Origin of the sequence: Streptomyces sp. AC558_RSS880 (assembly GCF_019049255.1) — a bacterium.
In the GTDB taxonomy this organism is placed as follows: domain Bacteria; phylum Actinomycetota; class Actinomycetes; order Streptomycetales; family Streptomycetaceae; genus Streptomyces.
Map to the genome: position 1 here is coordinate 151,266 of NZ_JAGMUJ010000030.1, position 23,192 is coordinate 174,457.

Below are 23,192 nucleotides of genomic sequence, written 5' to 3' on the forward strand. Positions count from 1 at the left end.
GGACAGCCGAGGCACGAGGAGCCGGGATGAACAAGGTGTGGCTGATCACGGGCGCGAGCAGCGGGTTCGGCCGGGCGATCGCCGAGGCCGCCCTCGCCGACGGCGATGTGGTGATCGGCACGGCCCGCCGGCCCGAGGCGCTGGACGACCTGGTCGCCGCCCACACCGGCCAGGCGGAGGCGCTGCGCCTGGACGTCACCGACGTCGCGGCGGCCGAGGCCGTGGTGCGGGACGTGGTGGCGCGGCACGGACGCATCGACGTCCTGGTCAACAACGCGGGGCGGACCCATGTGGGGGCCCTCGAGGAGACCTCCGACGACGAGCTGCGCGCGTTGTTCGACGTGCATGTCTTCGGCCCCGCCGCGTTGGTGCGGGCCGTGCTGCCGGGCATGCGGGAGCGGCGCACGGGAGCGATCGTGCAGATGAGCAGCATGGGCGGGCAGATGTCCATCGCCGGTTTCGGAGCGTACAGCGGCACGAAGTTCGCGCTGGAGGGCATGTCGGAGGCGCTCGCGGACGAGGTGCGGGAGTACGGCGTCAAGGTGCTGATCGTCGAGCCGGGGGCCTTCCGCACCGGCCTGTTCGAGACGAACAGGGCCGGGGTCAGCCCGGACAGCGGTCTGTACGCCAAGGTCGGCGAGACCCGTTCCGCCGTGGCCGGCGGCGACGGCTCCCAGCCCGGCGACCCGGCGAAGGCGGCGGCCCTGATCCTGGCCGCGCTCGAGGCGGCGGACACCCCCTTGCGGCTGCCGCTCGGCGACGACGGCGTCGGCGCGGTCCTCGGCCACCTCGACCAGGTCCGCGAGGACGTCCTGGCCTGGGAGAAGCGCACCCGCGCCACGGCCTTCGACGACTGAGCACCGCCCGAGCGGAACCGGGTGACCCGCCCCGTGGGCGGGTCACCCGCTGTCGTGTCGCAGGGCCGCCCACTGTCGTGTCGCAGGGTCGCCCGCTTGTCGTGTCGTAGGGGCATCCGCCGTCGTGTCGCCGGGACATCCGGTCCACGCGTTCGTGCGGGGCCCCTTGTGCAATTCCTGTGCAACCCTCAATCTTTCGGCTGACGCCCGGACTCGGCCGTCAAAGGTGACATGATCACGTCAACGGCCGGTCCCCACGCGCACCACCGACCGAGGAGGAACCCTCACATGGCAGTGATGCGTCACCCCCGGCGAAGACTGGCCGCCCTCGGCGCCGCGACCACCGCGGCCCTCGTCGCGAGCCTCGTCTCCGCACTCCCCGCGGGCGCGGCCCCGGCCGCTCCCGAAGGCCGCGTCCTGTACGCGGGCGCCGCGAACGCCGTCGCCGGCAGCTACATCGTGACCCTGAAGGCGGACGAGGCCCGTTCCGGCTCCGCGGAGGGCCGCGCCCTGGCCGAGAAGTACGGCGCCGCCATCGAGCGCACGTACGCCAAGGCCCTGAACGGCTACGAGGTCGAGGCCTCCGAGGCCGAGGCGAAACGCTTCGCCGCCGACCCTGCCGTCGCCTCCGTGGTGCAGAACCGCACCTTCCACGTCACCGGCACCCAGCCGAACCCGCCCTCCTGGGGCCTGGACCGGATCGACCAGCCGAGCCTCCCGCTCAACAGCTCGTACACCTACCCGGATGCGGCCGGGGAGGGCGTGACGGCGTACGTCATCGACACCGGCGTCCGCATCAGCCACAGCGACTTCGGCGGCCGTGCCTCCAACGGCTACGACGCCATCGACAACGACAACGTCGCCCAGGACGGCCACGGCCACGGCACGCACGTCGCCGGCACGGTCGCGGGCAGCTCCTACGGCGTGGCGAAGAAGGCGAAGGTCGTCGCCGTCCGGGTGCTGAACAACTCCGGCTCCGGCACCACCGCCCAGGTCGTCGCCGGCATCGACTGGGTGGCGCGGAACGCGGTCAAGCCCGCCGTCGCCAACATGTCCCTCGGCGGTGGCGCCGACAGCGCCCTCGACGAGGCCGTCCGCGGCGCCATCGCCTCCGGCGTCACCTTCGTCGTCGCGGCCGGGAACGAGTCCACCAACGCCTCCACCAAGTCCCCGGCCCGGGTGACCGAGGCGATCACCGTCGGCGCCACCACGTCCAGTGACGCGCGCGCCAGCTACTCCAACTACGGCTCCGTCCTGGACCTGTTCGCGCCCGGCTCCTCCATCACCTCCGCCTGGCGCACCGGCGACACGGCCACCAACACCATCTCCGGCACGTCCATGGCGAGCCCGCACGTCGCCGGCGCGGCCGCCCTCCACCTGGCCGGCAACCCCTCGGCCACCCCCGCCCAGGTCTCCTCCGCGCTGACCTCCGCCGCCACCACCGGCGTCGTCGGCAACCCGGGCAGTGGATCGCCCAACCGGCTGCTGTACGTGGGTGAGGGGGACACCACCCCGCCGACCGGTGACCGCTTCGAGAACACCGCCGACTACGCCATCGCCGACAACTCCACCGTCGAGTCCCCGGTGACCGTCTCCGGCGTCTCGGGCAACGCGCCCTCGAACCTGGCCGTCGAGGTCGACATCACCCACACCTACATCGGCGACCTCCAGGTCCAGCTGATCGCCCCGGACGGCACGGCGTACACGCTGAAGCCGTACGGCACCGGCGGCAGCGCGAACGACATCGCCACCACCTACACCGTCGACGCCTCCGCGGAGACGGCCAACGGCACCTGGAAGCTGCGCGTCGGCGACAACGCGTCGTGGGACACCGGGCGGCTGAACGGCTGGGCGCTGCAGTTCTAGCTCCGGCGAACGCCGCTCACCGCACCACGGCCCCGTCCCCGGGGAAGGCGCCCCGGGGACGGGGCCCGTCGTCCCGCGCCTACGATGCCGCTCGTGTCCATACCTCCGCCCTACGGGCCCCCGCAGGAACCTCAGGGCCCCCAGGGTCAGCAGCCCGCTCCCCAGGGCCAGGTCCCGTATCCGCCGCCGCAGTTCACCTACGGAGGCCGGCCCGGTTTCGCGCCGTACGGGCTCTACGGGCCGTACGGTCCCCGGCCGCCGGCCGTCGTCAACGGTGTCGCCGTCGCCGCCCTGGTGTTCGGCGTGCTGTGCCTGGTGCCGGCCGTCGGGCTGGTGCTGGGGCTGGTCGCGTTGCGGCAGATCAAGCGGCGGGGGGAGCGGGGGCGGGGGATGGCGGTCGCCGGGACCGTGCTGTCGTCGCTCGGGCTCGCGCTGTGGGTGGCGGCCCTCGCCTCCGGTGTCCTGACCGACGTCTGGGAGGGCCTCAAGGACGGGACGCGCGGCGACAGCGTCCTCGCCCTGGGCAAGGGCGACTGCTTCAACTCGCCCGGCGGGCTGGAGGGCTGGGCCACCGACGCCGACCGGGTGCCCTGTGCGCGGGAGCACGACGGTGAGGTCTTCGCCGTCGTCACCCTCCCCGACGGCCGTTACCCGGGCGACGACAGCCTCACCGGCACCGCGGACGAGCGGTGTTACGACCTCCGGGACGACTACGTCATGGATTCCTGGGCGCTGCCCGGTCACGTGGACGTCTACCACCTCGTCCCGTCCTCGGAGAGCTGGCGCTTCGGCGACCGCGAGATCGTCTGTGTCCTCGGCGACCGGGACGCGCGGTCGCCGCTCACCGGGTCGCTGCGCCGGGACGGGACCACGCTCGACGAGCACCAACTGGCCTATCTGGAAGCGGCCCGGGTGCTCGACACCGCTCTGGACGGGGCCCCCGAGGCCGAGTTCGTCGAGGACGACCTGCCGGGGTACAGGGAATGGGCGGGCGAGGTGGCGGCGGCGCTCACCGAGCAGACCCGGACGCTGCGCGCGCACGAGTGGCCCGCCGGTGCCGAGAAGCCGGTGAGCGGGCTCGTCGCCGAACTGGAGGAGGCGGAGGAGGAGTGGGCGAAGGCCGCCGGGGCCGGTGACGCGGACACCTACTACGAGCACTCCGGCAGGGGATGGAACCTCATCGACCCCGACGGTTCCGTCACCGCACGCAAGGCCCTGGGCTTGGCCGCGTCCCCGCCCCTGTACGACGAGGAGGCGGCGCGTGAGCCGGAGGGCGGGGACATGAAGGTGTGACGGCCGCCATAACGGGGAGAAAGTGCCTGCGTAAAGCCCCCGTTCGACAGCGTCATCACAACGAGTGATTCTCTGGCCTTTGCTTGCCTGGCACAACCTACGGTTGCGACGCTGTTGCTGTCTGTACAACCTGATGGGAGCGGCCCGTGACATTCGGTGAGCAGCCGGCGTACCTGCGTGTCGCGGGTGATCTCCGCAAGAAGATCGTCGACGGCCGGCTGCCGCCGCACACGCGGCTCCCCTCCCAGGCGAGAATCCGCGAGGAGTACGGCGTCTCGGACACGGTCGCGCTGGAGGCGCGCAAGGTCCTCATGGCGGAGGGGCTCGTCGAGGGCCGCTCCGGCTCGGGGACGTACGTGCGCGAGCGGCCGGTGCCCCGGAGGGTCGCCCGCTCGGGGTTCCGGCCGGAGCGCGGGGCCACGCCGTTCCGTCAGGAGCAGGCCGACGCGGGCGTCCGGGGCACCTGGGAGTCCAGCAGCGAGCAGGCCGAGGCCCCCGGTGCCATCGCCGAGCGGCTGGACATCGAGCCCGGCGACCGCGTGATGCGCACCAGGTACCTCTTCCGGGAGGCCGGCGACCCGATGATGCTCTCCACCTCCTGGGAGCCGCTCGCCCTCACCGGCCGGACCCCCGTGATGCTGCCCGAGGAGGGACCGCTCGGCGGCATGGGGGTCGTCGAGCGCATGCGCGCCATCGACGTGATCGTGGACAACGTCACCGAGGAGGTCGGCGCCCGTCCCGGCCTCGCCGAGGAACTGGTGCTGCTGGGCGGCGTCCCCGGGCATGTCGTCCTGGTCATCCAGCGCACCTACTTCGCCTCGGGACGGCCGGTCGAGACCGCCGACGTGGTCATCCCCGCCGACCGCTACCGGGCCGCCTACCACCTCCCGGTGAAGTAGCGGACCCGGCGGTGAGGGACGGGCCTCCCGCCCCGTCGCGTCCGATGACCCGTGCCCGCGCCTCCCGTCGGCGCTCCCCACGCCGGCCGGTTCGTGCTCCCCACGCCGGCCGGTTCGTGCTCCTCGCGGCTCCCCGCCCGCTCCCCCGGCGGTGATCGTCACGCTCCTCCACCGACCCGCCGTGCGCCCCTTCCGCGCCCCCGGCCCGCCTCCGCTCCGGCGTGTCCCCCGCGGCGCCGTCGCCCCCGCGCCGTAGCAATCTGGCCGTTTTCCCAGGTCGTCCCCGGAGCGCGGCGCGCCGGGCACCATGCCGCTGACCGGACGCGTCGGCCTCCCCGCACGGCGCATCCGCCACCGTGCGCCCCCTGTGTTCTGGCTGGTTGCGTGCCTCTTTGTGAAAAGGCGTATTCGCTCAGTGAAGGTAAGGCGTAGGCTCGGGCATATGCGGACTGGGGTTTCCTTATCGGGCGGGGCGCGGCACCGGCCGCGGACGGGAAGTGGAGGGGAGCGATGAACGACGGGACGGTGACTCTTCCCTGGCTCGTCGTGCGCCAGGACGACAACGGCAACCGCTACCGAGTGGGCAGGTACGCGACCCGCGCCGAGGCCGAGAGGATCGCGGAGAGCCTCGACGGGCGCGGACACAAGCAGCTCTACTGGGTCGAGCGGATCGGTCAGAACGGAACGTCCGCCGACTGACCCGGACCGCCGGCGGCCCCCTGCCCGCCCCTCCCGTAGGCTCCGGCGCATGAACGAGCGGATCGTGGTGGTCGGTGCGGCCCTGTGGCACGAGGGGCGGTTGCTCGCCGCCCGCCGGAGCGCACCCGCCGAACTGGCCGGGCGCTGGGAGCTGCCCGGCGGCAAGGTCGAACCGGGGGAGGCCCCCGAGGCGGCCGTCGTGCGGGAGCTGCGCGAGGAGCTCGGCGTCGACGCCGAGGCCGCGGAGCGCGTCCCGGGGGAGTGGCCGCTGCGGACGCCGTACGTGATGCGGGTGTGGACCGCGCGCCTGCGCCCCGGATCCGCCGCGCCCCGGCCCCTCGAGGACCACGACGAGCTGCGCTGGCTCACCCCCGACCGGATCTGGGACGTCGACTGGCTCGACCACGACGTGCCCGCGGTCCGCGACACCCTCACCCACCTCGGCCTCCGGGAGGGCGTGTGAAGTGCGGGTCCGGCGCGCGGGAGCAGGAGTGACGGGGCGTGGGCGCCTTCCCGCGCCGCTCGTGCCACGATGCGCCGTCGAGCGCGGTACTCCGTCCGGGATATCGGGTATGTGCCCATTAACCCCATGAAACCGGACATGGGTGGACTCCCTCGGCGGGGAAGTGATCCGTGTGATCGACACCGACGGCGACCGCGCCGCGTGGACCTTCTCCGCGGACCCGGGAACCGTACGCGCCGCCCGCCGCGCCGTCCGTGACCAACTGCGCATCTGGGACCTCGACAGCGTCGGCGACCTCGCGGCCCTGCTGGTCAGCGAACTGGTCACCAACGCCCTGCGGTACGCCACCGGACCCATCGGCGTACGCCTGACCCGCCCCACGGACCTCGGCGGTGTCCTCCTGGTGGAGGTCTCCGACCCCCTCCCCGAGCCCCCGCACGAACGCGCCGCCCGGCCCGAGGACGAGGGCGGGCGCGGGCTGCAGCTGCTGGCCTCCGCCTCCCGCCGCTGGGGCACCCGGCCGGCCGCCCCCGGCAAGACCGTGTGGTTCGAACTCGCGGTGCCGAGATGAGGGATCGCACGCCCGTTCAGGGTGTACGCGCCCGCCACTTCCGTCGAGTGACCGGTTCAGTACTTCAGAGGTTGTCGAAGAGGGGGGTTCGACGACGTGTCCGCTGGTTAGAAGACTGGAAGTGTTCTCACGGTGCGGACCGAAAAGCATCGGGACCGTGCTGTGATCGTGAACACCGTGTTGTGCGGCACCGTAGTGCTGGATACTGCGGGCAGCCGCCCCCGGTGACCGGTGCCGGACGCGGTGAGCTGGAGGGGACGGTTCGCGTGAGCGAGATACCAGCGAAGGCCACGGAGTCCGAGGACCCGTCGGGCGGCGCGAGGAGTGGGGCCGCCGACGGCCCCTTCTCCGGCGACGCTCCGTCCGGCGACGCGATGTGGCAGAGCAGTCCGCCCGGCTCCATGTACGACTACATCAAGGTCGCCTCCTTCTCCATCGGCCCGGACGGGCTGGTCGACCAGTGGAGCCTGCGCGCCGAGCAGATCTTCGGCATCCCCGCCGAGCGCGCCGTCGGCGTGGACCCCATCGAGGCGTTCATCGAGCCCGTCCGGCGGGAGCGCGGCCAGCGCAAGATGGCCGAGATCCTCGACGGCCGGGAATGGACCGGAGTGGTGCCCTTCCGGCTGCCGGACTCGCTGACGGCGGACGAGCGCGACCGGGAGGGCCTCGCCGAGGTCTACGTCATGCCGACGCGGACCGAGGAGGGGGAGAAGGCCGCCGTCTGCATCGTCGTCGACGTCCGCACCCTGCGCCGCATCGAGACCGACCTCGCCGCCTCGCAGGCCATATTCGGCCAATCTCCGTTCGGCTTCCTGTTGATCGACCCCGACCTGCGGGTACGCCGCGCCAACCAGCGGTTCGCGTCCATCTTCGGCGGCACCCCCGACGACCACCGCGGCAAGGGCGTCCACGACTACCTGCCGCGCGGCGAGGCCGAGCGGGTCGCCGCGACCCTGCGCCGGGTCCTGGAGACCGGCGACTCCATCACGGACATGCACGTCACGGGCTTCGTACCGGGCTCCGACGAGCGCCGCCACTGGTCCGTCAACCTCTACCGCGTGCACAGCGGCAGCGGCCGGCCCATCGGCATCTCCTGGCTCGGCACGGACATCACCGCCCGCCGCGCCGCCGCCCGGGAGGCCGCCGCCGCGCGGCGCAATCTCGCCCTCCTCAACGAGGCGGGCGCCCGGATCGGCAACTCCCTCGACCTGGAGACCACCGCCCGCGAACTCCTCGACGTCGTCGTCCCCGGCTTCTGCGACCTGGCCACCGTCGACCTGTACCAGGGGTTGCTGGCCGGTGACGAGACCCCACCGGGCCTCGCCGACGGCAGCGCGGAGGTACGTCGCGTCGCCTTCGCCAGCGCCGTGTCCGACGCGCCGTTCAGCGGCACCGGTGAGCCGGTGAAACTGGGCGCCGTCCACCACTACCCGTTCAACTCGCCCTGCGCGGACGCCCTGCGCACCGCCCGCCCGCAGAGCGTCCCCGGCGGGGACGGCGGCCTGGTGCAGTCCACGCTCGCCGTGCCGATGGTCGCCCACGACACGGTGGTGGGACTCGCGCAGTTCGCCCGCACCAAGGGCAGCGAGCCGTTCGGCGACCGCGACCGCGACCTCGCGGTCGAACTGGCCGCCCGCGCCGCCGTCTGCATCGACAACGCCCGTCTCTACCGGCGCGAGCACGAACGCGCGTTGATACTGCAGCGCTCGCTGCTCCCGCCGGGCGACCCGGAGGCCTCCGGCCTCGACATCGCCTGCCGCTACCTGCCCGGCAACGTGGCCACCGGCCGGCCCAGCGAGGTCGGCGGCGACTGGTTCGACGTCATCGAACTGCCCGGCCACCGCACCGCGCTGGTCGTCGGCGATGTCATGGGGCGGGGCTTGCGCGCGGCCGTGGCCATGGGCGAACTGCGCACCGCCGTACGGACCCTGGCCCAGCTCGACCTGGAACCCGCCGAGGTGCTCTCCCAGTTGGACGAGATCGCCCGGGGCCTCGGCGCCCCCGGAGGGGTCCAGCAGGCCACCCGCGCCGCCCGCCGCCCCCGCGAGGCCGACCTCTCCGAGGTCTACCTGGCGACCTGCGTCTACGCCGTCTACGACTCGGTGACCAGGCGCTGCACCTTCGCCAACGCGGGCCATCTGCCGCCCGTCCTGGTCGAACCCGGCGAGCCCGCGCTGATGCTGGACGTACCGCCCGGAATGCCGCTCGGCGTCGGCGGCGAACCCTTCGAGGAGGTGGAGGTCGAACTGCCCGAGGGTGCCCTGCTCGCGCTCTACACGGACGGACTGGTCGAAAGCCGCGACCACCCCCTCGACGAGGGCCTCCAGGCCTTCGTGCACGCCCTGAGGGACCCCTCCGCACCCCTGGAGGATGTCTGCGACCACGTCCTCAACACCCTCGACACCCACCACGGCGAGGACGACATCGCCCTGCTGATGGCCCGCGTCCAGGGACTGCCCGCCGAGTCCGTCGGCGACTGGACCCTGCCCCGCGAGCCCCGCAGCGTCGGCCGGGCCCGCGAGTACGCCCGCGCGCAGCTGCTCGGCTGGGACATGGAACCCCTGGTCGACACCACGGAGCTCCTGGTCAGCGAACTGGTCACCAACGCCCTGCGGTACGGCGAGGGCGAGATCAGACTCCGTCTCCTCCTCGACCGGACCCTGGTCTGCGAGGTCTGGGACTCGGGTCTCGTCCAGCCCCGCCGCCGCCGTGCCCGCGACACCGACGAGGGCGGCCGCGGCCTCCAGCTGGTCGGCCTGCTCAGCGCGGCCTGGGGCTCCCGCCGCACCCCCCGGGGCAAGACGGTCTGGTTCGAACTCCCCCTCCCCGGCACGGACACCACCCTCACCGACCCGGCGGAGGCACTGCTGAGCCTGTTCTGACGACCCGTCGGCGCGGCGCGTACACTCCCGCCGTGCACACCACCCCGACCACCCCGGTGCGGCTGACGGCCGGCCCCCTCACGCTGCGTCCCTGGGCGCCCGGGGACGCGGCCGTCCTGGCCGAGCTGTACCGGGACGAGGCGATGCGCCGCTGGGCGAGCGCGCCCGTGCACGACGAGCCGAGCGCGGCGCGCTGGGTGGCCGAGCAGCGGCGCGGCTGGGAGACCGGCGAACGCCTCGCCTTCGCCGTGCGGGAGACGGAGGCGTCCGACGCCCGGCCGGCGGGCCATGTCGTGCTCAAACGGACGGCCGCGACCGCCGCCACGGCCGAGGTCGGCTACTGGACGGCCGCCCACGCGCGGGGCAGGGGAGTGGCCCCGCGAGCCCTGACCGCCGTGGCCGACTGGGCCTTCGCCACCTTCGCCCACGAGGGCCTGACCCGCCTGGAGCTGCTGCACCAGGTCGACAACACGGCCTCCTGCCGCGTCGCCGAGAAGAGCGGCTTCGCGCTGTCCGGCCTGCTCCCCGCCGCCCCGCCGGCCTTCCCCCTCGACGGCCACCAGCACATACGGCAGGCGCCCTCCGCCGTATGACCGGAACCAGAACGCCCGTTCCTCTCGTCCTCCCCTCGACATCGACCACGCGGCTGCCCGGCGGGAGCCGACAGGCGAAGGGGAGCCGGCATGGAACGTACGGAGCCGCAGGAGCCGACGACCGCGCCGGCCGAGACCGCCGAGACCGCCGAAGCCCCCGATGAGCCGTCGACCGGACGCCGCAGACCCTGGGTTCGCCGGGTCGGACGTTCCGCCCTCGCGCTCGCCCTCCTCCTGGTCGTCCCCCTCCTCACCGCCGAGACCGCCCTGCGGATCAACTACATGGGAGACCCGGCGGACGGGACCCACACCCGTGACCGGGACGCCATGTGGCTGGGGCACGCCTGGGTCGACGGGCGGAAGAAGGACGCCGACGTCACCGCGCTCGCCCGCCGTCTCGAGGGCACCGGGATCCGTGACCTGTACGTCCACTCCGGGCCGCTGGAGCACGACGGAACCCTGCCGAAGTCCGCGTACCCGCGCGCCCGTTGGCTGATCGACGCCGTGCACCGGGAGCTGCCGGGCGTCCGGGTCCAGGCCTTCCTCGGGGACGTCCTCGCCAACGGGGGTCCCGACGGCCTGCGCCTGGACCGCGCCGCCACCCGCGCGGAAGTCGTCCGCAGCGCCGGTCAGGTCCTGGACACCGGCTACGACGGCGTCCACCTCGACCTGGAGCCCCTGCACTCCGGCGACCGGGACTACCTGTCCCTCCTGGACGACCTGCGCGCCGTCACCCGCGCCGAGGACGCGCAGCTGTCCGTGGCCGCCCACCAGATCGACCCGCTCCCCGCCCTCCACTCCGTGTTCGGCCTCTTCACCGAACACCCCAAGTGGTGGTCGCAGGAGTTCTTCGGCCAGGTCGCCCGGCGCGTCGACCAGATCGCCGTGATGTCGTACGACACCGCGCAGCCCCTGGAGGGCACCTACGGCGGCTACGTCGCCCAGCAGACCTCCCTCGCTCTGGAGGTCACCCCGCCCACCACGCACCTACTGATCGGCCTGCCCTTCTACCACGAGAGCAACTTCGACCACTGGGGCCACGCCGAGACCGTCGCCGCCGCCGTCCGCGGCGCCCGCCTCGGCCTCTCCCGGACGGACCCCGACCGGGAGCTCTTCGGCGTCGCCCCGTACATCGACTTCGCGGCGACGGAGACGAACTGGAAGGAGTACCGGGAGGGCTGGCTGCGCCCTAACGCCTCCTGATCTTCGACCCCAGCCACACCAGCGGGTCGTACTTGCGGTCCACCGCCCGTTCCTTCAGCGGGATCAGCGCGTTGTCCGTGATCCTGATCCCCTCGGGGCAGACCTCCGTACAGCACTTGGTGATGTTGCAGTAGCCGAGGCCGTGTTCGTCCTGGGCCGTGCGCCCCCGGTCCAGGCCGGTCTCCCCGGCCGCGTCCAGCGGGTGCATGTCGAGCTCCGCGATCCGCATCAGGAAACGGGGCCCCGCGAACGCGGGCTTGTTCTCCTCGTGGTCGCGCACCACGTGGCAGGTGTCCTGGCACAGGAAGCACTCGATGCACTTGCGGAACTCCTGTGAGCGGTCCACGTCCTCCTGCATCATCCGGTACTCGCCCGGACCGACCCCTTCCGGCGGGACGAAGGCCGGGACCTCCCTGGCCTTGGCGTAGTTGAAGCCGACGTCCGTCACCAGGTCGCGGATCACCGGGAAGGCCCGCAGCGGCGTCACGGTGATCGTCTCGTCCCGTTCGAACACCGACATGCGGGTCATGCACAGCAGCCGGGGGCGCCCGTTGATCTCCGCCGAGCACGAACCGCACTTGCCGGCCTTGCAGTTCCAGCGCACGGCGAGATCGGGGACCTGGGTGGCCTGGAGGCGGTGGATGATGTCGAGGACCACCTCGCCGTCGTTCACCTCGACCGCGAAGTCCTCCAGGCCGCCGCCCTCGACGTCCCCCCGCCACACCTTGAAGCGGGCCTCGTAGCTGCTCATTCGTACAGCTCCTCTCCCAGCTCTTCCTCGGCGAGGTACTTGACCAGCTCCTCCTTCTCGAAGAGGGCGAGCAGGTCGGGGCGGATGGGTTCGGTGGTCTCGCGGGTGAGGGTGATCCGGCCGCGCGCCGTGTCGGCGTCCGCGAGACCGCCCGTCGGGTCGGCGCCCGCGAGACCGCCCGTCGGGTCGGCGCCCGCGAGACCGCCCGTCGGGTCGGCGCCCGCGAGACCGCCCGTCGGGTCGGTGAGCGCGCACAGCAGGTTCACGTTGCGCCAGGAGCGCTCCATCTCGGAGTGGTCCTCACGGGTGTGCCCGCCGCGCGACTCGGTGCGCTCCAGCGCCGCCCGGGCCACGCACTCGCTGACCAGCAGCATGTTCCTCAGGTCGAGGGCGAGGTGCCAGCCCGGGTTGAACTGCCGGTGCCCCTCGACCCCGGCCCGGCGGGCCCGTACCCGCAGCTCGGCGAGCTTCTCCAGGGCCTGCTTCATCTCGTGCTCGCGGCGGATGATGCCGACCAGGTCGTTCATGGTCTGCTGGAGTTCCTGGTGCAGGGTGTACGGGTTCTCCGGCGGTCCCCCGTCCGGCTCCCCGCCCTCCGCCGAGAACGGACGCAGGGCCTCCGCGGCGGCCGTGTCGACCTGTACGTCGTCCACCCGGGGCCGCTCGGCCCCCGCCCCGCTCGCGTACTCGGCCGCGTGCAGGCCCGCCCGGCGCCCGAACACCAGCAGGTCGGACAGGGAGTTCCCGCCCAGCCGGTTGGAGCCGTGCATCCCGCCGGCCACCTCACCGGCCGCGAACAGCCCCGGCACCCCGCGCGCCGCCGCCGAGTCGGAGTCGACGGCGATGCCGCCCATCACGTAGTGGCAGGTCGGCCCGACCTCCATCGCCTCCGCCGTGATGTCGACGTCCGCCAGCTCCTTGAACTGGTGGTACATCGACGGCAGCCGCCGCTTGATCACCTCGGCCGGCATCCGCGTGGACACGTCCAGGAAGACCCCGCCGTGCGGGGAGCCGCGGCCCGCCTTCACCTCGGCGTTGATCGCACGGGCCACCTCGTCGCGGGGGAGCAGTTCGGGGGGACGCCGGTTGTGGTCCGGGTCGTCGTACCAGCGGTCGCCCTCCTCCTCGGACTCGGCGTACTTCTCCTTGAAGACGTCCGGGATGTAGTCGAACATGAACCGCTTGCCCTCGGAGTTGCGCAGCACCCCGCCGTCCCCGCGCACCGACTCGGTGACGAGGATGCCCTTCACCGACGGTGGCCAGACCATTCCCGTCGGGTGGAACTGCACGAACTCCATGTTCAGCAGCGGGGCCCCGGCCAGCAGCGCCAGCGCGTGCCCGTCGCCGGTGTACTCCCACGAGTTCGACGTCACCTTGAACGACTTGCCGATCCCGCCGGTCGCGATCACCACGGCGGGCGCCTCGAGGACGAAGAAGCGGCCGGACTCGCGCTCGTAGCCGAAGACCCCGCTGACCTGCCCGCCGTCCTTCAGCACGCGCGTGACCGTGCACTCCTGGAAGACCTTCAGCCGGGACTCGTACTCCCCGGTCTCCCGGAAGTCCTCCTGCTGGAGGGCCACGATCTTCTGCTGGAGGGTGCGGATCAGCTCGAGGCCGGTGCGGTCGCCCACGTGGGCCAGGCGCGGGTACTCGTGGCCGCCGAAGTTGCGCTGCGAGATCCGGCCGTCCTTCGTCCGGTCGAACAGCGCGCCCCAGGTCTCCAGCTCCCACACCCGCTGCGGCGCCTCCTGGGCGTGCAGCTCGGCCATCCGCCACTGGTTGAGGAACTTCCCGCCGCGCATGGTGTCGCGGAAGTGGACCTGCCAGTTGTCCCCGGGGTTGGCGTTGCCCATCGCCGCCGCGATGCCGCCCTCGGCCATCACGGTGTGCGCCTTGCCGAACAGCGACTTGCAGATCACCGCCGTACGGGCGCCCCGCTCGCGCGCCTCGATGGCGGCGCGCAGGCCCGCGCCGCCGGCACCGACCACGACGACGTCCCACTCCTGTCGGTCGACCACGGACATAGGCAAGGCCCCCAGCTAGAAGAAGCGCGGATCGTCGAAGACACCGGACGCGACGAGGTAGACGTAGAGGTCGGCGAGCGCCACGCTCAGCAGCGACGCCCAGGCGAGCTGCATGTGCCGGGCGTTCAGCCGGCCCACCACCTGCCACATCCGGTAGCGCACGGGATGCCGGGAGAAGTGCTTCAGCTTCCCGCCGACGATGTGCCGGCAGGAGTGGCAGGAGAGGGTGTACGCCCAGATCAGCACGATGTTGGCCAGGAACACCAGGGTGCCGAGCCCCATGTGGCCCCAGTCGTAGTGCTCGTCGCGGAAGGCGAGCACGGTGTCGTAGGTCAGGATGCCGGCGACCGGGATCGCCGCGTAGAAGAAGTACCGGTGGACGTTCTGCAGGATGAGCGGGAAGCGGGTCTCCCCGGTGTACTTCGCGTGCGGCTCGGCGACCGCGCAGGCCGGCGGGGACGCCCAGAAGCCCCGGTAGTAGGCCTTGCGGTAGTAGTAGCAGGTCAGCCGGAAGCCGAGCGGGAAGATCAGGATGATGATCGCCGGCGAGATGCCCCACCAGCTGCCGAAGATCTCCCAGTTCGGCCCGGCCCTCATCGGTTCGCAGTTCTCCGCGAGGCACGGCGAGTAGAACGGCGAGACGTACGGCGCCGCGTAGTAGTCGGCGTTCGCGAAGGCCCGCCAGGTCGAGTAGACGACGAAGGCGAGCAGCCCGGCCGCGGTGGCGGCCGGGGCCAGCCACCAGCGGTCGGTCCGCAGGTGCGGGGCGGCGATCGCGGCGCGCGTACCGGTTCTCACACCGCCGCTTCGGGGACGGGGTTCTGTGGCGGGGGGTTCCGTACCAGTGGCCACTTGTCCACTCCGGTAGGGGTCGGGGGGCGTCGCGATCGGCGGGGTCAGGGGGCGCGACGGTCGCGGGCGCCGAGGCCCTCGTCGTCCGTGTCCACCCACAGCGAGGGGTCGTACGGCGTGTCGGAGATGGTCACGAGATCGGTCCGCTTCTGCGGGGCCACGGTGGCGGCGGCCGTCTCCCGCAGCAGCGCGAGGCTCTCACGCAGGTGATTGGTGTCGGCGCGGACGCGGCGCATCTCCAGGCCGCCGCTGCCCAACTGCTTCTCCAGCCGTCCCACCGACCGGATCAGGTCGTCGAGACAGCGCTGGACCGATGCCAGTTCGTCGTGCACGGACATGACTTGCCCTCACTTCCACAGGTCCTTCAGGCCCAAGGTGGCAACGTTCGTGCGCCTGAGAGTGTTGCGCGTCACGCCTTGTGCTGTGAAGGGATGTGCATCGATTGGCCGAGGCGTACGGATGCACCGGACGGTGCTTTGCGCCGCACGGGTGGGCTTGCCGTCCGTGGTCGCCGTGTCGCCCCGGGTTGCCGAACCCTTTCCTCTTCAGTGGGCCGCGTACATCGGATGAGCTCCAAATACCACCAAAAGTGATCGTAACGCCCGCGGCTTCCCGGAGGTACCCAGAGATGTCCCACGACGGCGTCGGCCCGCGCGCGGCTCTGCGATCGGTCGCCTTCCTCACCGCCGGCATGCTCGCGGTGCCCGCGCTGGCCGGATGCGGCTCCGACGACCCGGCGGGCAAGCCTCTCGCGGGAGCGGACATCGCCCGTACCGACCGGTCCGGGATCGCCGACGGGGGCACCCTGCGCTGGGCCGTGGACACCGTCCCGGACACCCTGAACACCTTCCAGTCGGACGCCGACGCCACCACCACCCGGATCGCCCAGGCCGTCCTGCCGTCGATGTACCGGATGGACGGCCGGGGCCGGCCGGTGCGCAACCCCGACTACCTGGAGTCCGCCGAGGTCGTCGGCACCGAGCCCAAACAGGTGGTCCTCTACCGGCTCAACCAGCAGGCCGTCTGGAGCGACGGCCGCGAGATCGGCGCCGCCGACTTCGCCGCCCAGTGGCGCGCCCTGTCCGGCAAGGACACCGCCTACTGGACCGCCCGCAACGCCGGCTACGACCGCATCGAGAAGATCGAGCGGGGCAAGAACGACCTCGAGGTCAAGGTCACCTTCAGCCGTCCCTACGCCGACTGGAAGTCGCTGTTCACGCCGCTGTACCCGAAGGAGGTCATGGGCACCCCGGACTCCTTCAACGACGGCGCCCGCAAGAAGCTGAAGGTCACCGCCGGGCCCTTCACGGTGAAGAAGGTCGACACCGGGAAGGATGAGGTCACCCTCACCCGCAGCACGCGCTGGTGGGGCGACCCGGCGAGGCTCTCCAAGATCGTGCTGCGGGCCGTGCCCCACGACAAGCGGATCTCCGCGCTCAGTGCCGGCACCGTCGACCTGGCCGAGATCGACCCGGCCGCCGCCCGCCGCATCACCGCCGCCGCGCTTCCGCGGAGCGGGAGCAGCCCCCTGACGGGCCCCGGCGCGGACCGGTCCGCCGCGGACGCGCTGCGCTCCTGGGCCGTCGCCAACGGCTCCGACGAGGACGCCGCCGACGAGGAGATCTCGGCCCGCAAGAAGCTGCGCAAGAAGATGGCGAAGTACGCCCGTCAGCAGAAGGCCCTCGGCGGCTTCGAGGTGCGCAAGTCACTGGAGCCCGCCCACACCCAGCTCGCCCTCAACGGCGCCGACGGCCCCCTCGCCGACGAGCGGGTCCGCCGTGCCGTGGCCCGCGCCCTGGACCGGCGGGAGATCGCCGAGGCCGTCCTGAAGCCGCTGGGCCTGCCCGCCGAGCCCCTCGGCAGCCACCTCGCGCTGTCCGGCCAGGCCGCCTACGCCGACGGCAGCGGAGCCCTCGGCGAGCAGGACGCCAAGGAGGCGCGGGCGCTGCTCGCGGACGCCGGCTGGGTGCCGGGCGGGCCGGTGAAGAAGAAGGACAAGGAGGAGAAGGCGGCCGGCTCGGAAGGGAACTCCGGGAGCGAGTCCGAGGGCGGTGACGACGGCACGTACATCGTCGGAGAGGACGACGGGGGCAACGGGGACGGCGGGGACGACGGCAAGGCCCCGCGGGACTCCGGTACCGGCACCAGGCAGCTGAGGCAGGGCGGTGCCCCCGGCGCCTACGCCCCCCGGGGCACCGCCGCCCCGGCCCGGGCCGGGAACGCCCGTGTCGCCAAGGACGGCAAGGCGCTCACCCTCCGCTTCGTCCTGCCCTCGGGGCCGGGCTCGGACACGCTGCACACCGTGGCCGGCCGGATCTCGAAGATGCTGGAGCGGATCGGCATCGGCACGAAGATCTCCAAGGTCGACGACGAGAGCTACTTCAAGGACCACGTCGCGTCCGGCGAGTACGACCTCGCCCTGTACTCCTGGCCCGCGACCGCCTACCCCGCCACCGACGCCCGTCCCGTCCACGCCAAACCGGTCCCGGCCGCCGACGGCTCCCTGAACGTGGAGCAGAACTACACCCGCGTCGGCACCGACCAGGTCGACCAGCTCTTCGACCAGGCCGTCACCACGCTCGACGACTCCGAGCACCGCGCCTTGCTCCGCAAGGCGGACTCCCGCATCTGGGCGGCGGCCGGCTCCATCCCCCTCTACCAGCGCCCCCAGCTCACCGCCGCCCGCAAGAACCTGGCCAACGCCGGCGCGTTCGGTTTCCGTACGCCGGTCTACGAGGACATGGGCTTCCTGAAGAAGCCGGCGGGCGGGCCGGGTGCCGGGAGCGCCGGGCCGTCGGCCGGGGACTGACGCGCACACGCGGGAGCGGCACATCCCCCGCACACGCGTGAGCGGCACACCCCCGCCGGGGATGTGCCGCTCACGTGTCGGTGTCAGCCGTGCTTGGCGCGGCTCGCGGCGCGGGCGCGCTCGCGGGCGTCCAGGTTCACCTTGCGGATGCGGACCGCCTCCGGGGTGACCTCCACGCACTCGTCGTCGCGGCAGAACTCCAGGGACTGCTCCAGCGACAGCTTGCGCGGCGGCACGATCGACTCGGCCACGTCGGCCGTGGACGACCGCATGTTGGTGAGCTTCTTCTCCTTGGTGATGTTGACGTCCATGTCGTCGGAGCGGGAGTTCTCGCCGACGATCATGCCCTCGTACACCTCGGTGCCGGGCTCGACGAACAGCACGCCGCGCTCCTGGAGGTTGGTCATCGCGAACGCGGTGACCGCGCCGGCGCGGTCGGCGACCAGGGAGCCGTTGTTACGGGTGGTGAGCGTGCCGAACCAGGGCTCGTGGCCCTCGTGGATGGAGTGGCCGATGCCGGTGCCGCGGGTCTGGGTCAGGAACTCCGTGCGGAAGCCGATCAGACCGCGGGAGGGCACCACGAACTCCATGCGCACCCAGCCCGAGCCGTGGTTGGACATGTTGTCCATCCGGCCCTTGCGGACGCCCATGAGCTGCGTGACCGCGCCCATGTGCTCCTCGGGGACGTCGATGGTCATGCGCTCGACCGGCTCGTGGACCTTGCCGTCGATCTCCTTGGTGACCACCTGCGGCTTGCCGACGGTGAGCTCGTAGCCCTCGCGGCGCATCTGCTCGACCAGGATGGCCAGCGCCAGCTCGCCGCGGCCCTGCACCTCCCAGGCGTCGGGGCGGTCGGTGTCCAGGACGCGGAGCGAGACGTTGCCGATCAGCTCGCGGTCCAGGCGGTCCTTGACCTGGCGGGCGGTGACCTTGCGGTCCTTGACGGCCGCCTTGTTGTCGGCGCCCTTGCCGGTGCCGCCGCGGCCCACCAGCGGGGAGGTGTTGGTGCCGATGGTCATGGAGATCGCCGGCTCGTCCACCGTGATCAGCGGCAGCGCGACCGGGTTCTCCTGGTCGGCCAGGGTCTCGCCGATCATGATGTCCGGGATGCCGGCGACCGCGCAGATGTCACCGGGGCCCGCCTTCTCGGCGGGCTTGCGGGTGAGCGCCTCGGTCATCATCAGCTCGGAGATGCGCACGTTGGCGACGGACCCGTCGCGCTTCATCCAGGCGACCGTCTGCCCCTTCTTCAGCTCGCCCTGGTGGACGCGGAGCAGGGCGATGCGGCCGAGGAAGTTGTCGGCGTCGAGGTTGGTGACGTGGGCCTGGAGCGGGGCGTCCTCGTCGAAGGTCGGGGCCGGGATGTGCTCCAGGATCGTGGAGAAGAACGGCTCCAGCGAGTCGGAGTCGCCCGGGACCGTGCCGTCCTCGGGCTTGGTCAGGGAGGCCACGCCGTCCCGACCGCAGGCGTAGACGATCGGGAACTCGATCTGGTCCTCGTCGGCGTCCAGGTCGAGGAAGAGGTCGTAGGTCTCGTTGACGACCTCGTCGATCCGGGCGTCCGGACGGTCCGTCTTGTTGATGCAGAGGATGATCGGCAGCCGCTGCTGGAGCGCCTTGCGCAGCACGAAGCGGGTCTGCGGCAGCGGGCCCTCGGAGGCGTCCACCAGCAGCACCACGCCGTCGACCATCGACAGACCGCGCTCGACCTCGCCGCCGAAGTCGGCGTGGCCGGGGGTGTCGATGATGTTGATGGTGATGGGCTCCCCGCCGTCCTTGGGGTGGTACTTCACCGCCGTGTTCTTGGCGAGGATCGTGATGCCCTTCTCACGCTCCAGGTCGTTGGAGTCCATCATGCGGTCGTCGACCTGGTCGAGCTGGTGCGCGGCGAAGGCGCCGGCCTGCTTGAGCATGCCGTCGACGATGGTGGTCTTGCCGTGGTCGACGTGGGCGACGATGGCGACGTTGCGGATGTCGTGGCGCGTGGCCATATAAGGCGTACTCCCGGAGTGCTGAGGAATGCCCCGCACGAGCGTCTGTGGTGTGCGGGCCCTGCCGGGCTGAACACGCCTCGGCCTCACCCCATGGTACGGGGCCGCCGCGCGGTCCGTCCTCGCGAGCCCGCGGGCCCTACGCTGCTCCCGGGAACCGTGAAGGTCCGTTCGGATATCGGTGTGCGCGCGAACGCGTTTCGGACATGTAAACAAAAAGCTGTACCTAATTGTCCGAATTGCCGGTTTACCTCTGAAGGTGTCAAGCGCGCGTAGGTGTCAATCTTTGCAATTTTCGCTCAAAATATGAACGGTAGGGAGATCCCTATGCCTTCCGCCCTTGACGCGCGTTGACTGTCTTGGCGAAAGTTCCCCCAAACCACAGAACCTGCCGGTATCTGTGCTGCGCTCAACTCTCCAACCCCCCGGGGGACGAACACGATGACCAGTCCAATCAAGGCCGAGGACTCCGGGTCCGCGGCTGTCTTGGACCCTGAGCTCGCGGCGACCGCCGAAAACACGGTTGTCAAGGGCGTCAAGCAGCCCGAGGGTCGTTCCCCCGGCCAGTTGATGTGGCAGCGCTTCAAGCGCGACCGTACCGGAGTCGTCGCCGCGTGTGTGGTGATTTTCTTCTTCGTGGCCGCCGCGTGCGCCCCGCTGATCTCGAAGGTGTACGGCAAGGACCCGTACACCCTCTACGGGCAGGACAACCCGGAGCTTCTCGACATGTTCACCATGCCGGCGAAGCCCTTCGGCGGCATCGACGGGGAGTTCTGGTTCGGCGTCGAGCCGGGTCTGGGCCGTGACGTGTTCACGCAGTTGCTGTACGGCATCCGGACCTCGCTCGCCACGGCGCTGGCCGCGACGCTCCTGATGACGGTGCTGGGTGTGCTGATCGGCCTCGCCGGCGGCTACTTCGGCGGGAAGATCGACTACTGGCTCGGCCGGATGACCGACTTCTTCATGGCCCTGCCCAGCCAGCTGTTCTTCGTCGCCGCGATGCCCGTCATCACCACGGTGTTCGTCGCCCCGGACAAGGAGACGCCCACCTACGTGCGCACCTGCGCGATCATCATCGTGCTGTCCTTCCTGGGCTGGATGAGCATGGCGCGCATCGTCCGGGGCGCCGCGCTCTCCCTGCGGGACCGGGAGTTCATCGAGGCGGCGCGGATCTCCGGGGCCTCGCCCTGGCGCATCATCCGCAAGGAACTGCTGCCCAACATCGTCACGCCGACGCTGGTGCAGGCGACGCTCATGCTGCCCGCCACCATCCTCAGTATCGCGTTCCTCTCCTTCGTGGGCGTCGGGTACGTCGAGCCCACGCCGGACTGGGGCCGGATGTTCGCCATCGGCGCCAGCACCGTGGAGCAGGACCCGTACTACATGCTCTTCCCCGGAGTGGCCATGGTGATCTTCGTCGTGGCCTTCAACCTCCTCGGCGACTCGGTGCGGGACGCCTTCGATCCCAAGACGGGGCGCTGAGCCACAGGGGATGTCCCCCCACACTCTCGCCCGGCCGGTCCCCGGCGCCGTACGGCCCGGATCCGACCACGTACCAGCAGTGCTCACTACTCACAGGCAGGTGGATCCGTCCCCATGAGCATCTTCCGTAACCGTGCCGCCACGGCCGCGATCGTCGCGGTCGCCGCCGGCGCCCTCACCCTCACCGCCTGCGGTGGCGGCGGCAGCGACAGTCCGGCCAAGGACAACAGCAAGCAGAAAGAGGACGCCAAGTCGCAGTCGAAGCCGGTGCAGATCGGTGACGTGAAGGCGTCGACCGGTCCGGCCCCCGAGGTCCCGGGCGCCCAGCCGGGCGGCACCATGGCCGTCTACCAGGAGGACGACTTCTCCCACCTGGACCCGGGGCAGATCTACGTCTCGGACGGCAAGCTGCTCAGCCGCCTCATCTACCGCGGTCTCACCCAGTACTCCGAGGACGACCAGGGCAACCTGACCGTCGTGGGTGACCTCGCCACCGACGCGGGCAAGGCCTCGGACGGCGGCAAGACCTGGACGTACACCCTGAAGGACAACCTGAAGGACGAGAACGGCAACCCGATCAACTCGGCGGACATCCGCCACACGGTCGAGCGCATGTACGCCTCGTTCATCACCGACGGTCCGAGCTACCTGCAGCAGTGGCTGTCCGGCGCCGGCACCACCTACCGCGACGCGTACGAGGGCCCGTTCAAGGGCAAGCACCTGCCGGACGACGTCCTGGAGACGCCGGACGACAAGACGGTCGTCTTCCACTTCAAGACCGCGCAGCCCGACCTCCCGCAGATGCTGACCATGCCCGGTTACAGCATCGTCCCGGAGGAGACGGACACCAAGGAGAAGTACGACTCCGACCCGGTCGCCACGGGGCCGTACAAGATCGCCGACTTCAAGCCCGGCAAGTCCATGAAGCTGGTCAAGAACGCCGAGTGGGACGCGAAGTCCGACTCCGTGCGCCACCAGTACGTCGACGGTTTCGACATCTCGATGAACCACGACGACGAGGACCAGACCAAGACCCTCCTGGCCGACCAGGGCGAGGCCAAGAACGCGATGATGTTCACGGGCCAGGTCGCCACCACCCAGCTGCAGAAGGTGGTGAGCAACAAGGAGGCCATGAAGCGCACGATCCAGGGCTACGCGCCCTACGTGTGGCAGATGAACTTCAACATGGACCGCGTCAAGGACAAGAAGCTCCGTGACGCCATCACCCTCGCCATGCCCTCCGCCTCGGTCTTCAAGGCCGACGGCGGTGCCTACGGTGGTGAGGTCGCCAACTCGCTGACGTCGCCGACGACCCCGGGTTACAACGACTCCTTCGACCCGTTCAACCGCTCGAAGAAGCCCAACGGCGACATCGAGGCCGCCAAGAAGCTGATCAAGGAAGGCGGCTTCGAGGGCAAGAGCCTCGTCTACGCCTACGCCAACACGCCGGTCCGTCAGCAGCAGGCCGTGCTGATCACCGACGCCCTGGAGAAGATCGGTCTCGACATCCAGAAGAAGGAGATCGACAGCGCCACCTGGTACGAGCAGGTCGGCAAGGTCAAGAACGGCTACGACCTGTACATGACCGGCTGGGGCCAGGACTGGCCGTCCGCCTCCACGGTCATCCCGCCGTCGTACGACGGCACGCAGATCCAGGACGGCGCGTCGAACTACTCGCACATCAACGACGACCACGTCAACTCGGAGATCAAGCGCATCCTGCAGATCACCGACACCGCCGAGGCCACCAAGGCGTGGGCCGAGCTGAGCGAGTACATCTCCAAGGAAGTCAACCCGGCCGCCCCGATCTACTACACCAAGGTCTTCCAGATCTTCGGTTCGAAGGTCGGCGGCATCCGCTACAGCTCCGACTCGAGCTACGTGGACGTCACCCGGGTCTTCCTCAAGAAGTAACCGCCGGCCCGGGATCCCGGTGGTGGGCGCGCGGCGGAGCGCC

At 71.2% G+C, this 23,192-nt stretch carries 18 protein-coding genes; 13 read left to right on the plus strand and 5 right to left on the minus strand.

Features of this window, described 5'->3' with window-relative positions:
• Positions 1 to 26 precede the first annotated feature (26 nt).
• The 10 genes from KUM38_RS12690 (at position 27) to KUM38_RS12735 (ending at position 11,326) form a co-directional block, all read left to right on the plus strand.
• Positions 27 to 857: an oxidoreductase gene (locus KUM38_RS12690; protein ID WP_217129439.1), complete on the plus strand. Its 831-nt coding sequence runs from the start codon at positions 27 to 29 to the stop codon at positions 855 to 857.
• Between the two features lie 288 nt (positions 858 to 1,145).
• Positions 1,146 to 2,723, plus strand: a complete 1,578-nt coding sequence (locus KUM38_RS12695) for a S8 family peptidase (protein ID WP_217129440.1) — start codon at positions 1,146 to 1,148, stop codon at positions 2,721 to 2,723.
• Positions 2,724 to 2,816: 93 nt separating this feature from the next.
• On the plus strand, positions 2,817 to 4,016 hold the full coding sequence (locus KUM38_RS12700) for a DUF4190 domain-containing protein (RefSeq protein ID WP_308408959.1): 1,200 nt from the start codon (positions 2,817 to 2,819) through the stop codon (positions 4,014 to 4,016).
• 146 nt (positions 4,017 to 4,162) lie between these two features.
• Positions 4,163 to 4,915, plus strand: coding sequence for a GntR family transcriptional regulator (locus KUM38_RS12705; RefSeq protein ID WP_217129442.1), 753 nt, complete (start codon positions 4,163 to 4,165; stop codon positions 4,913 to 4,915).
• A gap of 510 nt (positions 4,916 to 5,425) precedes the next feature.
• Positions 5,426 to 5,614, plus strand: coding sequence for an SPOR domain-containing protein (locus KUM38_RS12710; RefSeq protein WP_217129443.1), 189 nt, complete (start codon positions 5,426 to 5,428; stop codon positions 5,612 to 5,614).
• Between the two features lie 49 nt (positions 5,615 to 5,663).
• Positions 5,664 to 6,077, plus strand: a complete 414-nt coding sequence (locus KUM38_RS12715; protein ID WP_217129444.1) for a (deoxy)nucleoside triphosphate pyrophosphohydrolase — start codon at positions 5,664 to 5,666, stop codon at positions 6,075 to 6,077.
• Positions 6,078 to 6,219: 142 nt separating this feature from the next.
• Positions 6,220 to 6,648 carry an ATP-binding protein gene (locus tag KUM38_RS12720; RefSeq protein WP_217129445.1) on the plus strand — a complete coding sequence of 143 codons (429 nt, stop codon included), beginning with the start codon at positions 6,220 to 6,222 and terminating at the stop codon, positions 6,646 to 6,648.
• A gap of 266 nt (positions 6,649 to 6,914) precedes the next feature.
• Positions 6,915 to 9,530, plus strand: coding sequence for a SpoIIE family protein phosphatase (locus KUM38_RS12725; RefSeq protein WP_217129446.1), 2,616 nt, complete (start codon positions 6,915 to 6,917; stop codon positions 9,528 to 9,530).
• Between the two features lie 32 nt (positions 9,531 to 9,562).
• Entirely contained in the window at positions 9,563 to 10,123 is a 561-nt protein-coding gene (locus KUM38_RS12730; protein ID WP_217129447.1) for a GNAT family N-acetyltransferase, read from the plus strand.
• Between the two features lie 90 nt (positions 10,124 to 10,213).
• On the plus strand, positions 10,214 to 11,326 hold the full coding sequence (locus KUM38_RS12735) for a glycoside hydrolase family 18 protein (protein WP_217129448.1): 1,113 nt from the start codon (positions 10,214 to 10,216) through the stop codon (positions 11,324 to 11,326).
• On the opposite strand, the gene KUM38_RS12740 is transcribed toward KUM38_RS12735, so the two are convergent.
• Genes KUM38_RS12740 through KUM38_RS12755 form a run of 4 tightly spaced genes read right to left on the minus strand, consistent with a single transcriptional unit; the run spans position 11,313 to position 15,291 of the window.
• Entirely contained in the window at positions 11,313 to 12,077 is a 765-nt protein-coding gene (locus KUM38_RS12740) for a succinate dehydrogenase/fumarate reductase iron-sulfur subunit (protein ID WP_217129449.1), read from the minus strand. The two genes, KUM38_RS12735 and KUM38_RS12740, sit on opposite strands and share 14 nt — an antisense overlap.
• Positions 12,074 to 14,101, minus strand: a complete 2,028-nt coding sequence (locus tag KUM38_RS12745; protein WP_217129450.1) for a fumarate reductase/succinate dehydrogenase flavoprotein subunit — start codon at positions 14,099 to 14,101, stop codon at positions 12,074 to 12,076. Before KUM38_RS12745 ends, KUM38_RS12740 begins: the two co-directional genes overlap by 4 nt.
• Before the next feature lie 15 nt (positions 14,102 to 14,116).
• Positions 14,117 to 14,953, minus strand: a complete 837-nt coding sequence (locus KUM38_RS12750) for a hypothetical protein (RefSeq protein WP_217129451.1) — start codon at positions 14,951 to 14,953, stop codon at positions 14,117 to 14,119.
• A gap of 44 nt (positions 14,954 to 14,997) precedes the next feature.
• A complete protein-coding gene (locus KUM38_RS12755) occupies positions 14,998 to 15,291 on the minus strand; it encodes a hypothetical protein (RefSeq protein WP_217129452.1) in 294 nt (97 codons plus the stop codon).
• 290 nt (positions 15,292 to 15,581) lie between these two features.
• Between KUM38_RS12755 and KUM38_RS12760 the strand changes: the two genes are divergently transcribed.
• A complete protein-coding gene (locus KUM38_RS12760; protein WP_217129453.1) occupies positions 15,582 to 17,762 on the plus strand; it encodes an ABC transporter family substrate-binding protein in 2,181 nt (726 codons plus the stop codon).
• Between the two features lie 83 nt (positions 17,763 to 17,845).
• Here the strand turns inward: KUM38_RS12760 and typA are convergent, their stop codons facing one another.
• The gene (gene typA, locus KUM38_RS12765) at positions 17,846 to 19,753 is read right to left on the minus strand and encodes a translational GTPase TypA (RefSeq protein WP_217129454.1); all 1,908 of its coding nucleotides are present in this window, start codon (positions 19,751 to 19,753) and stop codon (positions 17,846 to 17,848) included.
• A 441-nt stretch (positions 19,754 to 20,194) separates the two neighbouring features.
• Here typA and KUM38_RS12770 point away from each other — a divergent pair, with 441 nt between their 5' ends.
• Positions 20,195 to 21,235: an ABC transporter permease gene (locus tag KUM38_RS12770; protein ID WP_217129455.1), complete on the plus strand. Its 1,041-nt coding sequence runs from the start codon at positions 20,195 to 20,197 to the stop codon at positions 21,233 to 21,235.
• A 114-nt stretch (positions 21,236 to 21,349) separates the two neighbouring features.
• Positions 21,350 to 23,149, plus strand: coding sequence for an ABC transporter substrate-binding protein (locus KUM38_RS12775; protein ID WP_217129456.1), 1,800 nt, complete (start codon positions 21,350 to 21,352; stop codon positions 23,147 to 23,149).
• Positions 23,150 to 23,192: the final 43 nt, after the last annotated feature.

What these genes read in the sequence shown, in the direction of transcription:
- KUM38_RS12690 (WP_217129439.1), top strand. Translation starts at nt 27, where the DNA reads ATGAACAAGGTGTGGCTGATCACGGGCGCGAGCAGCGGGTTCGGCCGG.
- KUM38_RS12695 (WP_217129440.1), top strand. Translation starts at nt 1,146, where the DNA reads ATGGCAGTGATGCGTCACCCCCGGCGAAGACTGGCCGCCCTCGGCGCC.
- KUM38_RS12710 (WP_217129443.1), top strand. Translation starts at nt 5,426, where the DNA reads ATGAACGACGGGACGGTGACTCTTCCCTGGCTCGTCGTGCGCCAGGAC.
- KUM38_RS12715 (WP_217129444.1), top strand. Translation starts at nt 5,664, where the DNA reads ATGAACGAGCGGATCGTGGTGGTCGGTGCGGCCCTGTGGCACGAGGGG.
- KUM38_RS12735 (WP_217129448.1), top strand. Translation starts at nt 10,214, where the DNA reads ATGGAACGTACGGAGCCGCAGGAGCCGACGACCGCGCCGGCCGAGACC.
- KUM38_RS12740 (WP_217129449.1), bottom strand. Translation starts at nt 12,077, where the DNA reads ATGAGCAGCTACGAGGCCCGCTTCAAGGTGTGGCGGGGGGACGTCGAG.
- KUM38_RS12745 (WP_217129450.1), bottom strand. Translation starts at nt 14,101, where the DNA reads ATGTCCGTGGTCGACCGACAGGAGTGGGACGTCGTCGTGGTCGGTGCC.
- KUM38_RS12755 (WP_217129452.1), bottom strand. Translation starts at nt 15,291, where the DNA reads ATGTCCGTGCACGACGAACTGGCATCGGTCCAGCGCTGTCTCGACGAC.
- KUM38_RS12760 (WP_217129453.1), top strand. Translation starts at nt 15,582, where the DNA reads ATGTCCCACGACGGCGTCGGCCCGCGCGCGGCTCTGCGATCGGTCGCC.
- typA (WP_217129454.1), bottom strand. Translation starts at nt 19,753, where the DNA reads ATGGCCACGCGCCACGACATCCGCAACGTCGCCATCGTCGCCCACGTC.
- KUM38_RS12770 (WP_217129455.1), top strand. Translation starts at nt 20,195, where the DNA reads ATGACCAGTCCAATCAAGGCCGAGGACTCCGGGTCCGCGGCTGTCTTG.
- KUM38_RS12775 (WP_217129456.1), top strand. Translation starts at nt 21,350, where the DNA reads ATGAGCATCTTCCGTAACCGTGCCGCCACGGCCGCGATCGTCGCGGTC.